Annotated in this window: 10 protein-coding genes and 1 pseudogene; 5 read left to right on the top strand and 6 right to left on the bottom strand. The window is 69.3% G+C overall.

The window, feature by feature from the left end:
- Position 1: 1 nt before the first annotated feature.
- The gene (locus ACP15J_RS02690; protein WP_424935589.1) at positions 2–976 is read right to left on the bottom strand and encodes a sugar-binding transcriptional regulator; all 975 of its coding nucleotides are present in this window, start codon (positions 974–976) and stop codon (positions 2–4) included.
- Positions 977–1100: 124 nt separating this feature from the next.
- Between ACP15J_RS02690 and ACP15J_RS02695 the strand changes: the two genes are divergently transcribed.
- The 3 genes from ACP15J_RS02695 to glpK all read left to right on the top strand — a co-directional run bounded on the left by ACP15J_RS02695 (position 1101) and on the right by glpK (position 5196).
- Positions 1101–2810: an FAD-dependent oxidoreductase gene (locus tag ACP15J_RS02695; RefSeq protein ID WP_424935588.1), complete on the top strand. Its 1710-nt coding sequence runs from the start codon at positions 1101–1103 to the stop codon at positions 2808–2810.
- 87 nt (positions 2811–2897) lie between these two features.
- Positions 2898–3653, top strand: a complete 756-nt coding sequence (locus ACP15J_RS02700) for an MIP/aquaporin family protein (protein WP_424935587.1) — start codon at positions 2898–2900, stop codon at positions 3651–3653.
- A gap of 28 nt (positions 3654–3681) precedes the next feature.
- Positions 3682–5196 (top strand): glycerol kinase GlpK, encoded by a 1515-nt coding sequence (gene glpK / locus ACP15J_RS02705; protein WP_424935586.1) that lies wholly within the window; start codon positions 3682–3684, stop codon positions 5194–5196.
- 89 nt (positions 5197–5285) lie between these two features.
- On the opposite strand, the pseudogene ffh reads toward glpK, so the two are convergent.
- Positions 5286–6824 (bottom strand): annotated as a pseudogene (ffh, locus tag ACP15J_RS02710) (signal recognition particle protein); the annotation flags it as partial.
- 52 nt (positions 6825–6876) lie between these two features.
- Positions 6877–7863 (bottom strand): TetR/AcrR family transcriptional regulator, encoded by a 987-nt coding sequence (locus ACP15J_RS02715; protein ID WP_424935584.1) that lies wholly within the window; start codon positions 7861–7863, stop codon positions 6877–6879.
- A 103-nt stretch (positions 7864–7966) separates the two neighbouring features.
- On the opposite strand from ACP15J_RS02715, the gene lipB reads away from it, so the two are divergent.
- Positions 7967–8629 (top strand): lipoyl(octanoyl) transferase LipB, encoded by a 663-nt coding sequence (lipB, locus tag ACP15J_RS02720; protein ID WP_424935583.1) that lies wholly within the window; start codon positions 7967–7969, stop codon positions 8627–8629.
- A complete protein-coding gene (gene lipA / locus ACP15J_RS02725) occupies positions 8626–9615 on the top strand; it encodes a lipoyl synthase (RefSeq protein ID WP_424935582.1) in 990 nt (329 codons plus the stop codon). Before lipB ends, lipA begins: the two co-directional genes overlap by 4 nt.
- Positions 9616–9658: 43 nt before the next feature.
- On the opposite strand, the gene ACP15J_RS02730 is transcribed toward lipA, so the two are convergent.
- The 3 genes from ACP15J_RS02730 to smc form a co-directional block, all read right to left on the bottom strand.
- Positions 9659–10159, bottom strand: coding sequence for a hypothetical protein (locus ACP15J_RS02730; RefSeq protein WP_424935581.1), 501 nt, complete (start codon positions 10157–10159; stop codon positions 9659–9661).
- A gap of 47 nt (positions 10160–10206) precedes the next feature.
- Positions 10207–11082, bottom strand: a complete 876-nt coding sequence (ftsY, locus tag ACP15J_RS02735; protein WP_424935580.1) for a signal recognition particle-docking protein FtsY — start codon at positions 11080–11082, stop codon at positions 10207–10209.
- A 63-nt stretch (positions 11083–11145) separates the two neighbouring features.
- The gene (smc, locus tag ACP15J_RS02740) at positions 11146–14706 is read right to left on the bottom strand and encodes a chromosome segregation protein SMC (RefSeq protein ID WP_424935579.1); all 3561 of its coding nucleotides are present in this window, start codon (positions 14704–14706) and stop codon (positions 11146–11148) included.
- Between the last annotated feature and the right edge of the window lie 430 nt (positions 14707–15136).

A 15136-nucleotide genomic window follows, 5' to 3' on the forward strand; every position in this document is an offset into this window, starting at 1 on the left:
GTTACGGCGTCTCGGCGAGTCCCCGCGCCAGCCCTTCATCGAGGACGACGTCGGTGACGAGCCCGGAACGGATCACGGCCTGGAGGCTCGGAAGCTTCTGCATGCCTGCAACCACGCAGAATCGACGGGCCACTCGACGCACCCGCTCGAGCTCGGGCCCGGTCGCCCGCGCATTGAGACGGATGTCCTTGCCGCTGCCGTCGGAGCGGAAGAACACCGTGGCGAGGTCGCCCACCGCCCGGTCCTCGCGGAGGCTCCGGTAGTCGTCGCGGCTGAGATAGCCCCCGATGTAGACCCGGCTCGGCACCTCGGCCGTGGGTGAGCCGAGCCCGAAGACGGCGATGTCCATCTTCGCTTGGAGGTCCAGCACCCGGCGCGTGCTGCGTTCTCGCCACATCGCCTCGCGGGTGAGCGGGTCGTCGAAGAATGCGGGGACCGGGAAGAGCTGCACCTGCGCGCCGAAGGCCTGCCCGAATCGCTGCAGGATGTCACTGGAGTACTCCAGGCCGCTGGTCTGCGTGTTGCCTGCGCCGTTGAGCTGGACCACCGTGGTGCCGTGGGTCTCCTTGTGCCCGAGCACCCTGCTCACCGCGCTGATGGTCGACCCCCAGGCCACGCCGACGATCATGTTCGACTCCACGAACTGCGGGAGCAGTCGGCCTGCGGTGAGCGCGACACGCTCGAGGCGCTCGACCTCGGTGACGCTCTCTGACATCGGCACGACGTGCGCGGAGACCCGGAAACGCTCGTGTATCCGGTGCTCCAGCATGCCCACTCGCTCGACCGGGGAGTTGATCCGGATGTCCACCAGCCCGACTTCTTTGGCGTAGCTCAGGAGCCGGGAGACCGAGGAGCGCGACGTCCCCAGCTCTGCGGCGATCACATCCATCGTCTTGTCCTGCAGGTAATACAGCTGCGCGGCCGTGAGCGCCGCGAGCACCTTGTCATCGCGCGTCCGTTCACCTCTGGAGCCCATCCGACGCCTCCTTCCGGGCGATTCTTGCACATTCGTGCAGGGTACTTGCGCAATCTGCCGGCGACGCAGGATGCTGTCCACGAGAGACGACCGCCGCCATCGATGGCGGGGAGAGGAATCGAGGATGAGCGACCGAGTCGGATCCGCCCCCGAACGTGCCGAGGTCCGCGAGGCACGCGCTGCAGGACGGACCACCGTTGTGGTGATCGGCGGAGGCATCAACGGCATCTCCACGTTCCGCGATCTCGCCCTGCAGGGGGTCGACGTCGTCCTCGTCGAGCGCGGGGACTTCGCCTCCGGCGCATCGTCGGCGTCCAGTCATATGATCCACGGCGGCATCCGCTATCTCGAGAACGGCGAGTTCCGTCTGGTGAAGGAGTCGGTGGAGGAGCGCAACGGTCTCCTGAAGATCGCCCCGCACTACGTCAAGCCGCTCGAGACCACGATCCCGATCTATTCCACGTTCTCGGGGATCCTCTCCGCTCCCCTCCGGTTCCTGACCCACAAGTCGGGCAAGCCCAAGGAGCGCGGCGCCTTCCTCATCAAAGTGGGCCTGACGATCTACGACACCTTCTCCCGCGACGGCGGCACCGTCCCGCGTCACCGCTTCCACGGTCGTCGCAAATCGCTCGCCGCGCTTCCCTCGCTCGATCCGAAGGTCAAGTACACCGCGACCTACTACGACGCCTCCATGCATGACCCAGAGCGCCTCGCCCTGGACGTCCTGCAGGACGGGCGCGCCGCGCACCCGGGTGCCCGCGCCCTCAACTACGTCGAGGCGATCGGTCATGACGGCGAGGCGGTACGGCTGCGCGATGTCATCACGGGCGAGGAGTTCTCCCTCGCCGCCGACGTGGTCGTGAACGCCTCCGGCCCCTGGACCGACCTGACCAACGAGGCGCTCGGCGGCCTGACCCGCTACATGGGAGGCACCAAGGGCTCGCACGTCGTCCTCGACAACCCCGAGCTGCTCGCCGCCACGAAGGGGCGCGAGATCTTCTTCGAGCACTCCGACGGCCGTATCGTCCTCATCTACCCGCTCAAGGGCCGGGTCCTCGTCGGCACGACGGACATCGACGCCGACCCCCGCGAGACCCCGTTGTGCACGGAGGAAGAGGTCGACTACTTCTTCGACCTCGTCCATCACGTGTTCCCGTCGATCCGTGTCGATCGCGACCAGATCGTCTACCGTTTCTCCGGGATCCGCCCCCTCCCGCGCCACGAGGACACCGCTCCGGGTTTCGTGTCACGGGACTACCGCATCGAGATCGACCACAGTCGCGGCGTGCCGCACGTCAGCCTCGTGGGCGGCAAGTGGACCACCTTCCGAGCGCTGGGCGAGTCCCTCTCCGACAAAGTCCTCGACCTCCTCGGCCGCACACGCACGGTCTCGACAGCGGGGCGTGCCATCGGCGGCGGGCGTGACTTCCCCCGGGACGACACCGCCCGCGCCGCCTGGATCGCCCGGAACCTCCCCGGAGCAGGCGATCGCGCAGAACGTCTGCTCGCCCGCTACGGCACCCGCGCCGCCGAGGTGTGGGAGCACGTCGAACAGGGTCCTGACGCGCCGCTGGCCCATGGCCAGCTCTCCACACGGGAGCTGGAGTGGATGGTCGAGAACGAGATGGTCGTGCGCCTCGCCGACGTGGTGCAGCGCCGCACGAGCCTCGCCTTCACCGGCGATGTCGACACCGCCGTCCTCGACGAGCTCGCCCGTGCCCTCGCACCGCTCCTGGACTGGGACGCCGCCCAGACGGACGCGGAGATCGAGCGCACCCGCCTCCTGCTGAACGAACGTCACGGTCTGGCGCTCCCGTCCCCCGCGCGGGGCTGAGGCCCGGCCGGACGCCGCCCTCGATCCGGCTTCCCCACCCCCGCAGACGGCAGAGGGGCCGCTGCGCTTCGAAAGGTCAACGAAGACATGACTGATGTCAATCTCGGGTTGTACTTCCTGTCCGAGCTCGTCGGTACCGCCATGCTCATCCTGCTCGGCTGCGGTGTCGTCGCCAACGTCGCACTGGTGAAGAACAAGGGCTTCGGCGGCGGCTTCCTGATGGTCAACTGGGGCTGGGGCCTCGCGGTGTTCGCGGGCGTCCTCGTCTCCGCATACTCAGGTGCGATCCTCAACCCCGCCGTCGGTATCGGGCTGCTGATCTCCGAGAAGATCAGCGTCACCCAGTTCGCCGTCGCCACGGGCGCGGAGCTGCTCGGCGCCATCATCGGAGCCGCGCTGTGCTGGCTCGCCTACAAGCAGCACTTCGACGAGGAGCCGGAGCCGGCGAACAAGCTCGGCGTGTTCTCCACCGGGCCCGCCATCCGTTCCTACGGCTGGAATCTCGTGACGGAGGTCATCGGCACGTTCGTCCTCGTCTTCGTCATCCTCGCGTTCGCGGACTATGGAGACATCGAGGTGGGCGTCCCCGGTGCTCTCGGCCCGCTCACCGCCCTCCCGGTCGCGCTCCTCGTGGTGGCCATCGGCGCCTCGCTCGGCGGCCCGACCGGCTACGCGATCAACCCGGCCCGCGACCTCGGTCCGCGCATCGCCCACGCGATCCTTCCGATCAAGGGGAAGGGTTCCAGCGACTGGGCGTACTCATGGGTGCCGGTCGTCGGCCCGCTGATCGGCGGGTCGATCGCCGCTCTGCTCGCCAAGACGCTGCTGCACTTCCCCGTCTGACCCGGATCCTCGAAGGAGAGAGAACACCATGGCTGACTACATCATCGCCATCGACCAGGGCACGACCTCGAGCCGCGCCATCATCTTCGACCGCAAGGGCAGCATCGTCGCGACCGGTCAGAAGGAGCACGAGCAGATCCTGCCGAAGGCCGGCTGGGTCGAGCATGACGCGCGGGAGATCTGGCGCAACGTGCAGGAGGTCATCGGCCTCGCCCTGACCCGAGCCCACCTGACCCGGCACGACATCGCCGCCGTCGGGATCACCAACCAGCGCGAGACCGCCGTCGTCTGGGACAGGACCACCGGAGAGCCGGTGTACAACGCCATCGTCTGGCAGGACACCCGCACGCAGGAGATCGTCGACCGCCTCGCGGCGGACGGCGGGGTCGAGCGCTTCAAGTCGATCGTCGGGCTTCCCCTGGCGACCTACTTCTCCGGGACGAAGATCGCCTGGATCCTGGAGAACGTCGAAGGCGCGCGGGAGAAGGCCGAGGCCGGGGACCTGCTCTTCGGCACCACAGACTGCTGGGTGCTGTGGAATCTGACCGGTGGCGTCGACGGGGGCGTCCACGCCACCGATGTCACCAACGCCTCGCGGACCCTGTTCATGGATCTGGAGACCCTGGAGTGGCGCGACGACATCCTCGAGGCGTTCGGCGTCCCCCGATCGATGATGCCGGAGATCCGCTCCTCCTCAGAGGTGTACGGCACGGCGGAGAACTCCTCGCTCCTGCGGGAGACCCCGATCGCCGGCATCCTCGGCGACCAGCAGGCCGCCACCTTCGGCCAGGCCGCCTTCGGCACCGGCGAGAGCAAGAACACCTACGGCACGGGCTGCTTCCTGATCTTCAACACGGGCGAGGAGATCGTCCACTCGAAGAACGGGCTGCTCACCACGGTCGGCTACAAGCTCGGCGACGGGCCCACCCACTACGCCCTCGAGGGATCGATCGCCGTGACCGGGTCGCTCATCCAGTGGCTGCGCGACCAGCTCGGCATCATCGACTCCGCCCCGCAGGTGGAGGAGCTGGCCGACAAGGTCGAGGACAACGGCGGCGTCTACATCGTCCCCGCGTTCTCCGGCCTGTTCGCCCCCTACTGGCGTCCTGATGCGCGTGGGGCGATCGTGGGGCTCACCCGTTACGCCAACAAGAACCACATCGCCCGCGCCGCTCTCGAGGCGGTCGCGTTCCAGACCCGCGACGTGCTGGACGCGGTCAACGCCGATGCCGGCGTCGACCTCACGGAGCTCAAGGTCGACGGCGGCATGGTCGCCAACGACGCGCTCATGCAGTTCCAGGCCGACGTGCTCGGCGTCCCCGTGGTCCGACCGGTGGTCGCCGAGACCACCGCGCTCGGCGCCGCCTACGCCGCCGGGCTCGCGGTGGGCTTCTGGAACGGCCTCGACGACCTGTCGGCGAACTGGCAGGAGGACCGCCGCTGGGAGCCGCAGCTGAACGAGGCAGAACGCCACCGCCAGCTGCGCCTGTGGCGCAAGGCCGTGACCAAGTCGATGGACTGGGTCGACGAGGACGTTCGCTGATCCGTGCCGCATGAGAGAGGGCGGGACCGGTCATCCGGTCCCGCCCTCTCCGTCGGCGGGGGGGGGTCCCGTCCGCGGACGCGCATGGCGAAGAGCCGCTGGATCTCGGCCATCTCCTCGTCGCTGGGAGCGGCCTGCGCCCCCAGCCCGAATCCAGACCCCGAGGACGAGGCGGTCGTCGCGACGCCGGCGTTCTCCGCCGCGCGCTTGGCCGGGTTGCCCGAGCGCGACCCGCCCCCCTTGCCCTTCTTCCCACGCTTGGACGACCCGCCGGGACGCCCCATGCCGGGGACAGGGCCCATGCCGGGAATGTTCGGGGTGCCGCCTCGAGCGACGGTCTTCATCATCTTCGCCGCCTGCTCGAAACGCTGCACGAGCTGGTTCACGTCGGTGACGGTCATTCCGGAGCCCCGGGCGATGCGGAGGCGCCGCGAGCCGTTGAGGACCTTGGGGTTGCGGCGCTCTCCGGGCGTCATCGAGCGGATGATCGCCTCGGTGCGGTCGATCTCGCGCTCATCGAAGTCCTCCAGCTGCTGCTTCATCTGGCCCATGCCCGGTAGCATCCCGAGCATCTTCTTCATCGAGCCCATCTTCTTGAGCTGCTGCATCTGCTCCAGGAAGTCCTCGAGCGTGAAAGTCTCGGAGGCGAGCTTCTCGGCGACCTTCTTCGCCTCGGACTCGTCGAACGCCTGCTGCGCCTGCTCGATGAGGGTGAGGATGTCACCGAGGTCGAGGATGCGGCTGGCCATGCGGTCGGGGTGGAACGGCTCAAGATCGCCGAGTCCTTCACCGGTGGACGCGAAGAGGATCGGACGCCCGGTGACCGAGGCGACCGAGAGCGCCGCACCGCCGCGGGCGTCGCCGTCGAGCTTGGAGAGCACGACGCCGGTGAAGTCGACGCCGTCCTGGAAGGCCTTCGCGGTGTTCACCGCGTCCTGTCCGATCATCGCGTCGATGACGAAGAGCACCTCGTCCGGGGAGACGGCCCTGCGGATGTCCCCGGCCTGTCTCATGAGCTCGGCGTCCACGCCGAGACGGCCTGCGGTGTCGATGATGACCACGTCGTGCTGCTGCCGACGCGCATGCTCGACGCCGTCCCGCGCCACACGGACCGGATCGCCGACGCCGTTCCCCGGCTGCGGTGCGTAGACGGTCGCGCCCGCCTGCTCGCCGACGACCTGGAGCTGGTTCACGGCGTTCGGACGCTGGAGGTCAGCGGCGATCAGAAGCGGAGTGTGGCCGTCGGCCTGGAGCTGCTTGGCCAGCTTGCCCGCGAACGTGGTCTTCCCTGACCCCTGGAGACCGGCGAGCATGATCACCGTCGGCGGAGTCTTGGCGAACTCCAGCCGGCGCTGTTCGCCGCCGAGAATCCGCACCAGCTCCTCGTTGACGATCTGCACCACCTGCTGGGCCGGGTTCAGCGCCTTGTTCACCTCGTCGCCGAGGGCACGCTCGCGCACCTTCGCGGTGAAGTCCTTGACGACGGCGAGCGCCACGTCGGCGTCCAGCAGCGCGCGCCGGATCTCGCGGACGGTGCCATCGACGTCGGAGGCGGTGAGCTTGCCCTTCGTGCGCAGGTTGCGGAAGGTCTCGGTGAGCCGGTCGGAGAGCGTGCCGAAGGTAGCCATGATCCCTCGATTCTACGCGAGAGACGGGGCGCCCTCCGTCTCTCGTCACCGGTCAGGAGGCGGCATCCTCCTGGAAGAGGGTGACCTGCAGGTCACCCGCGGTCCGGAGCCGGGCGTTGCTGCTCCCCCAGGGCGTGATCCGGGCCTGCGCCTCGATCGTCGCGCCCTCGGCGGCGAGAGCGGTCGCCGCCACGGTCGCGTCTGCGACCTCGAGCGCGAGGCGTATCCGCTCGCTCCGGCCACCCTCCGTCTCCACCCGATCGATCATCTCGACCTGGGCGGGGTTCGCGATCTCCAGGGTGGCGAGCCCGCCGGCGAGGATCACGACCCGCGCGTCTCCCTCGCCCTCGAACGCGGCCTGCTCTGCCATCCCTAGCACGTCACGATAGAGCCGTACCGTCTCATCGAAGTCCTCGGCCCGCACGACGACGCGCAGCTGCCGCACGGACGACGCGGCGGCCCTCGTGGGCGGAAGGATGATCTCAGCGGCCTCCTGCAGGAGCTCGCGGATGCTCGCCCGGCCCGCCCCGCGCTGCGCCCACTCCCGGAGCGCGGCCATGACCGCACCCGCCCAGGCCGCGCCGAGGACCTCGGCCCTCATCGCGGGAACCCCGGCGCGCACCGCGTACCCGGCGACCGCGGCGGCGAGCTCTCCCTGTCGGAACGCCGCCTCACGAGGAAGGTCCTCCTCCAGCCCCATCGCCGCGGCGTCGGCGTACGCGAGGACGAGGGTATCCGGGGCGAGGCCCCCCAGACCGCCGATCACGATGTCCGCGATCACCGTCAGACCCGCATCGGAAGCGGTCTCCTCCAGTTCGCGCAGCACCGCCGCCAGGTGCACGTCGAAGCCGGACCAGAGCACGTCGCTCTTGGACGAGAAGTAGTTGAAGAAGCTCGACCTGCTCACGCCGGCGCGGCGCGTGATGTCGGCGACCGAGGTGGCCTCGTATCCGTTCTCCAGGAAGAGCTCGCTGGCGGCCTCTGCGAGCGTCTCGCGCGAGGAGGCACGGGGCCGTCCGGCACGGGATTCCTTCGTCATTCCCTCACCGTATCGCGATGCTCGGGCGGCCGGGTCCGCACCACACTCAACCGATGTATTGTTAGACGACATCCAATAACCGATTCGCGAATCGGAGCTCATCATGCTCGACATCCAGACCCCGGGACTGGCCCCGCGGTACGTTCCCTACCGAGAGGGATGGGACCTGCAGCGGCGCGTGCACGCCGAGGTGGTGTCCGGCGAGCGCCCTGACACGCTGCTACTCCTGGAGCACGAGGCGGTCTACACGGCGGGCAAGCGCACGGAGCCTCAGGAGCGCCCGCAGGACGGTACACCGGTGATCGACGTCGACCGCGGCGGGAAGATCACCTGGCATGGACCGGGGCAGCTCGTCGGCTATCCGATCGTCCGCCTCGCGGCCCCCGTCGACGTGGTCGCCCACGTGCGCCGGATCGAGCGCCTCCTCATCGACGTGCTCCGCCCCCTGGGGATCGACGGGTATCAGGTGGAAGGCCGCAGCGGGGTCTGGGTGCGCCGTCCGCTCTCGGAGGACAAGGTGGCGGCGATCGGGGTGCGCGTGCAGCAGGGCGTGACCATGCACGGGTTCGCGATCAACTGCGACAACACGCTCGCCGGCTTCCGCGGCATCATCCCGTGCGGGATCACGGATGCCGGGGTGACGACCGTGAGCGAGGTCGTCGGACGCGAGGTCTCCCCCTCGGATCTCGCGGGCCGCGTCGCCGACGCCTTCGTCGCCGAGTTCGCCGACAGGTCAAGGAACGAGACGACGGAGGAGGCCGCGTGAGCGCGGCCCCGGAGGGGCGCAAGCTCCTACGCCTCGAGGTGCGGAACGCGGAGACTCCGATCGAGCGCAAGCCCGAATGGATCCGCACCAAGGCGAAGATGGGTCCGGAGTACACGGCACTCCACTCGCTCGTGAAGAGCGAGGAGCTGCACACCGTATGCCAGGAGGCGGGCTGCCCCAACATCTACGAATGCTGGGAGGACCGAGAGGCGACATTCCTGATCGGCGGCTCACAGTGCACACGCCGCTGCGACTTCTGCCAGATCGACACCGGGAAGCCGGCGGACTACGACACCGACGAACCACGGCGGGTCGCAGAGAGCGTGCGACGGATGGGCCTGCGGTATGCGACGGTCACCAGCGTCGCGCGCGACGATCTCCCCGACACGGGGGCGTGGCTGAACGCCGAGACCGTCCGCAAGATCCACGAGCTCAACCCGAACACCGGCGTGGAGCTACTCGCGAACGAGCACAACGCGGACCCCGCCTTCCTCGGCCAGATCTTCGACGCGGGTCCGGAGGTCTTCGCGCACAACGTCGAGACGGTCCCGCGGATCTTCAAGCGGATTCGGCCGGCGTTCCGATACGAGCGATCGCTCGATGTGATCTCCCAGGCCAGGACCGCAGGGCTCATCACCAAGTCGAACCTCATCCTCGGCATGGGCGAGGAGCCGGAGGAGGTCGTGCAGGCGCTCCAGGACCTCCACGACGCGGGCTGCGACATCATCACCATCACGCAGTACCTGCGCCCTTCGCCCCGCCACCTGCCGGTGGCCCGATGGGTGAAGCCGGACGAGTTCATCGGCTTCAAGCAGGAGGCCGAGCGGATCGGGTTCCTCGGGGTGCTCGCCGGACCCCTGGTGCGCTCCTCGTACCGGGCCGGACGCCTGTGGGCGCAGTCGATGGCCTCCAAGAACCGCGAGATCCCGGCACACCTCGCTCACATCGCGGAGAGCGCCGAGCTCGGGTTCGCCCAGGCCGTCTGATCGCGCGCTGGCGTCCGGGCCCGCAGCGCGGCCGACGGTCCGCTCAGTCGGCGCTCATGACCGACAGCACACCGCCGTCGGACCCGAAGTTGACCAGGAGGACGTCGTCCGTGGCGTCCGCGTCCAGGGCGTACTCGAGCACGGCGAACGGCTCGGACCCGCCGTGCTCGTCCGCCAGGATCGTCATACTCATGAGTCGTAGCGAGCGGACGATGTCGACCGCGGCGTCGCCGCTCACGTCGACGAGCACGTCCACGAGCTCCTCGCCGTACGCTTCCTGCTGCTGCAGGATGTACTCGGTCACCTCGCTCGTGCGATCGTCCACCTCCGACAGCATGGCCTCGCGCGCGCTCCGGTCGACGTTCTCGATGCCGGAGACGAGCGTGGCCGCGATGTCGAGCGCCTCGCGTGAGACGTCGTCCTGATCCGGAGCCGTGAGGTCGACCGTGACGACCTGGTCTCCGAACTCCACGATCTCCGACCAGAAGATCGATCCGTCTGGGCCGGAGGACAGGAGTCCGAAGAAGTCGTGTTCGATCGCCATACGGCTATGAAACCAGGCCGGAGCACACGACGGTACCCCGGCATGCGTCAGTCGCCGACGAGCGACTGCACGAACACGTGCGGGGTGAACCCGGTGAGGTCGTCGACGCCCTCACCCTGACCGAGCAGCTTCACGGGGATCCCGGTGCGCTCCTGCACCGCGAGCACGAAACCTCCCTTGGCTGACCCGTCGAGCTTTGTCAGCACCAGGCCCGTGACTCCTGCGTGCTCGAGGAACGCGTCCGCCTGGAGCACACCGTTCTGCCCTGTCGTGGCGTCCAGCACGAGCAGAACCTCGCTGATCGGCGCCTGCTTCTCGATCACGCGGCGGATCTTCGACAGCTCGTCCATGAGCCCGCCCTTGGTGTGCAGCCGGCCCGCTGTGTCCACGAGCACGATCTCGGTCCCCGTGCGCTGGGCGTACTCGATCGTCTGGAAGGCGACCGAGGCCGGATCCTGCCCCTCCTGTTGCGGGCGGACGATCTGCGCGCCGCCGCGCTCGGCCCAGGTCGCGAGCTGATCCACCGCCGCCGCGCGGAACGTGTCGGCCGCGCCGACCACGACCGTCCTGCCGTAGCCACGGAGGAACTTGGTGAACTTCCCGATGGTGGTCGTCTTGCCGACACCGTTGACACCCACGACGAGAACGACGGCCGGGCGCTCCGTGAGCTTCAGCGTCGTGTCGAACACCGCGAAATGCTCCTCCAGGGTCTCGCGCAGCATCCGCTGCAGGTCCCTGGGGTCGGTGGTCCGATAGCGCTCGACCTTCTCGCGCAGCTCGTCGACCAGGCGCTCGGTGACGTCAGGGCCGAAGTCCGCGGTGAGCAGCGCGGTCTCGAGATCCTCCCATGTCGTCTCGTCGATCGTGGGTTTGACGAACATCCCGCGCAGGGCACGGGTGAGGGACCAGGACTTCTCCGCCATGCACCCAGCCTACGATCTCCGCCGGCTTCGCCGATCGACCGCACCGGCGACGGGATGTCGCGGTCAGGACCGCTCCGCTGCGGCGTGCCGATCGCCGACGCGTTGTCCCACGACGGCGGAGACCCCGTCCTGACGCATCGAGACCCCGTAGAGCGCGTCGGCGATCTCCATCGTCCGCTTCTGGTGGGTGATGACCAGCAGCTGCGAGCTCTCCCGGAGCTGTTCGAACACGGTGAGAAGACGCCCGAGGTTCGCGTCGTCCAGGGCTGCCTCGACCTCGTCCAGGATGTAGAACGGGCTGGGACGTGCTTTGAAGATCGCCACGAGGAGCGCGACGGCCGCCAGCGAGCGCTCCCCGCCGGAGAGGAGGGAGAGGCGTTCGATCTTCTTCCCGACGGGACGGACGGCGACCTCGATCCCGGTGTTCAGCAGGTCATCGGGCGCGGTGAGCGAGATGCTGCCCGCACCACCGGGGAAGAGCAGAGGGAAGACCTCACCGAAGGCCTGTCGGGTGTCCTCGAACGCGTCGGCGAAGATCGTCTGCATCCGCTCGTCCAGGTCCGCGATGATCGTGAGCAGGTCCTGCCGCGTCTTGGTGAGGTCGGCGAGCTGTTCGGTGAGGAAGGCATGCCGCTGTTCCAGCGCGGCGAACTCCTCGAGCGCCAGCGGGTTGACGCGGCCGAGCTGGGCGAGCTTGCGCTCGGCCTCCTGTAGGCGACGCTGCTGGACCCGACGGTCGAAGGGCACTCCGGCCGTCTCCTCCTCCGCATCATCGCCGTCCTCCCCAGGAGCGGACTCGCCCGGGTCGCGAGGGACGAGCTGCTCCGGGCCGTACTCCGAAACGAGGACGTCCTCGTCGAGGGCGAGCTCGGATGTCACCCGCTCGAGCAGGCTGGAGAGGTGGAGCTTCTTCTCGTGGATCTGCAGCTCGAGGCCGTGCACGCTCTCCGTGAGTCCCGCGAGACGTTCCCGGATGGCGCTCTCCTGCGCGCGCAGAGCGGCGAGCTCCTCGTTCTGCGCCGAGCGTGCGGCCTCCGCCGCCCCTAGCGCGACCCTGGCCTCGGCGACCGAACGGTCCACGGAGCCGAGAACGCGCGGGAACTCGCCCGCGACGCCCGCCGCGGCCTCGCGCTGTGCGCGGCGGACGACGGCGCGCCGCGCGGCCTCCGCGGCTGCGTCGCGCTCGCGCTCGCGCTGATGCTCCAGCGAGGCGACACGTGTCTGCGCGGCGCGCACCCGCTCCCGCAGCGTCTCGATGCCGAGCCGGGCTTCCATCTCGCTCTCCCGTGCGGCTTCAAGGGCCTCAAGGAGACCGTCGCGCGCCGAGGCGTCCAGGATCGGGCGCGGGGCGGCGCTCGCGCGATCGAGCTCCGCCTTCGCCGCCTCGGCCTTCGCCTCGGCGTCGGCGACAGAGGACTGCGCCTGGGCGAGGCCGGCCTCCAGGCGCTCGCACTCCGCGACCGCGGACTCGTGCTGCACCGTCACCCGGTTGAGCTGCTCGGCATGAGCGGCCAGCGCCGCGTCGTGCTCCCGCAGCGTCCGCAGGGACTCCTTCGCCGCCCGTCGCGCCCTCTCGAGAGCCTCCGTCGCGTCCTCGCGGGCACTGCGCAAGGTGTCGACGACCACCCGCACCTCGTCAAGGCGCTCGACGGCCGCATCGCGCTCCGCAGCAAGCTCGAGCCGCGAGCTCTCGCCGGAGCCCATGTGCAGGGTCTGTGCGGTGACGACCTCACCCTCCCGCGTCACGACGGTGACCGGCGGACCATCCTCCCGAGACACAGCCGTATGCGCCTCGCGCGCAGCCTCGAGGTCGCGGACGATCAGCACGTGCGCCAAGACGCCCAGCACTCCGTCCGGCCCGGTCACGACCTCGGGCGCGGTCACCGCTCCCGGGATGCCGGAGGCGGACGGCCGCGGCGTCCCCGCCGTCGCCGCAGCGATCACGATGTCGACGGCTCCCGCCCCGGCGCTGTCCCCCGCGAGGGAGAACGCCGAATCGGCGTCGGCGACGAGCACGCCCTCGGCGAGCGAACCGAGCACAGCGGCGATGGCGGCCTCATACCCGGGCTCTACCTGCACGGCGTCCCCGACCAGGCCGAGAACGCCCTCGTGCCCGCCCGCGACGAGTTCCGCCGCTCCCCCGGAGACGGCGATGGCGCTCCCCAGCGCCGACGCCTTCGCCGTCAGCGCGTCGGCCTCGCGTTCCGCCTCATGCAGGCGCTCGCGGATCCCCTCGAGCTCCGCCTCGGCCGCGCTCACCGCAGCCTGGGCGCTCTCATAGGCGGCTGCGTGCTCGGCGGCGGTCCCCTCAGGCACCTCGCTTTCCTCGACCTGCTCACGGGCCCCGGCCGCCTCGCGACGCCGGATATGAGCCGCTTCGAGCGCGTTCTCCTGCCGAAGCACCGCCCCGCGGACCGCGGCGAGCGCGGACGCCGCGGCTTCCGCCTGACCACGGAGGGTCGTCAGCCGCATGTCGTGCTCGGAGACCAGCGCGCTCTGCTCGGCGATGTCGACGTCCAGGGCGTCCAGCTCAGCCCGGGCGCGGACGACCTCGCGGGCGGCGTCCTCGGCGGCGTCCTGTGCCTGACCGAGGCCCGAGGAGATCTCTCCGATCTCGTCCTTGGCCTCGTCGATCGTCGCCTGGGTGACCGTGACGGCGGTGACCGCCGCATCGTCCTCCTCGGTGCCGAGCAGCGCGAGGCGCTGGTTGGCGAGCGTGAAAAGGCCGCGCATGCGCTCCTGGACCTGTTCCAGCCCGAACGCGACGCGCCGTGCCTCATCGACGGCGGCGGAGTTCTGCGCGGCCTCGAGTCGGGCGATCTCGCTCCGGATCCGATCGGCCTGCTCGCTGAGCACGACGCGCTCGGCATGTCGCTCGTGCTCGTTGCGGGTGTGATCCGCCAGCGCGGTACGCAGCGCCACCACGTCGTCGGCGAAGATCCGCGCCTTCGCATCCCGCACGACGGCCGCGATGCCCTGCGCCTCGCGGGCGATCTCGGCCTGCCGGCCCAACGGCTTGAGCTGCCGCCGGATCTCGCCGGCCAGGTCGCTCAGACGGGTGAGGTTGGTCTCCATCGCGTCGAGCTTGCGGAGCGTCTTCTCCTTGCGTCGACGGTGCTTGAGGATCCCCGCCGCCTCCTCGATGAACCCGCGTCGATCCTCCGGTGAGGCCTGGAGCACGGTGTCCAGCCGTCCCTGGCCCACGATCACGTGCATCTCACGGCCGAGCCCGGAGTCACTCAGCAGCTCCTGGACGTCCAGGAGTCGACATCCCTCGCCGTTGATCGCATACTCGCTGGATCCGTTGCGGAAGAGGGTCCGGCTGATCGTCACCTCGGAGTACTCGATCGGCAGGGCGCCATCGCTGTTGTCGATGGTCAGCTGCACCTCCGCGCGGCCGAGCGGGCCACGCGTGGACGTGCCCGCGAAGATCACGTCCTCCATCTTCCCGCCGCGGAGGGTCTTGGCCCCCTGCTCTCCCATGACCCAGGCGAGCGCGTCGACGACGTTGGACTTTCCCGACCCGTTGGGCCCGACGATGCAGGTGACGCCCGGCTCGAAGGCGAAGACAGTCGGCTGCGCGAAGGACTTGAACCCTTTCAGGGTCAGGCTCTTCAGGTGCATGTGCGCGCCTGTGCTCGGGGTCGGGTCACGTCCATACGCTATCCGAATCCTCGCCCCGCGGCTCCGCGGAATCGCCCGGATTCCCGTGATTCCTGAAAGCCGGCTTGACGTGCGACACGAATGTTCGCTAGCGTGACAAGCCGCAAGCCGAGAAAGGAGGTTGCCGACATGATGACCATCACCGCATTCACCCCATTTATCGGGGCAGTTGATGCCTCGGCGACTTCCGTCGGCTTCTCCGGAACCGCGGAAGGATAGCGACGTCCGGGCCTCGTCCCGACCCTCCTTCCCGTCCGGGCCTCGCGACGACCGTCGCCGTCCTGACGACCACGCCTCTTCCCGGTCTTCTGCGCGCCTCCTTCGGAGCCGTGCACGCCGCCCGTGATCCCTCTCGCGGATCCATTCCTCTCGCGTGAGTTTCCGGCTCTCT

The sequence above is a fragment of the Microbacterium sp. S308A+ genome (assembly GCF_049800815.1).
Taxonomy (GTDB): domain Bacteria; phylum Actinomycetota; class Actinomycetes; order Actinomycetales; family Microbacteriaceae; genus Microbacterium.

Bases quoted from the DNA above. Each gene is read 5' to 3' on its own strand.
- ACP15J_RS02690 (WP_424935589.1), bottom strand. From the start codon at position 976: ATGGGCTCCAGAGGTGAACGGACGCGCGATGACAAGGTGCTCGCGGCG.
- ACP15J_RS02695 (WP_424935588.1), top strand. From the start codon at position 1,101: ATGAGCGACCGAGTCGGATCCGCCCCCGAACGTGCCGAGGTCCGCGAG.
- ACP15J_RS02700 (WP_424935587.1), top strand. From the start codon at position 2,898: ATGACTGATGTCAATCTCGGGTTGTACTTCCTGTCCGAGCTCGTCGGT.
- glpK (WP_424935586.1), top strand. From the start codon at position 3,682: ATGGCTGACTACATCATCGCCATCGACCAGGGCACGACCTCGAGCCGC.
- ACP15J_RS02715 (WP_424935584.1), bottom strand. From the start codon at position 7,863: ATGACGAAGGAATCCCGTGCCGGACGGCCCCGTGCCTCCTCGCGCGAG.
- lipB (WP_424935583.1), top strand. From the start codon at position 7,967: ATGCTCGACATCCAGACCCCGGGACTGGCCCCGCGGTACGTTCCCTAC.
- ACP15J_RS02730 (WP_424935581.1), bottom strand. From the start codon at position 10,159: ATGGCGATCGAACACGACTTCTTCGGACTCCTGTCCTCCGGCCCAGAC.
- ftsY (WP_424935580.1), bottom strand. From the start codon at position 11,082: ATGGCGGAGAAGTCCTGGTCCCTCACCCGTGCCCTGCGCGGGATGTTC.
- smc (WP_424935579.1), bottom strand. From the start codon at position 14,706: ATGCACCTGAAGAGCCTGACCCTGAAAGGGTTCAAGTCCTTCGCGCAG.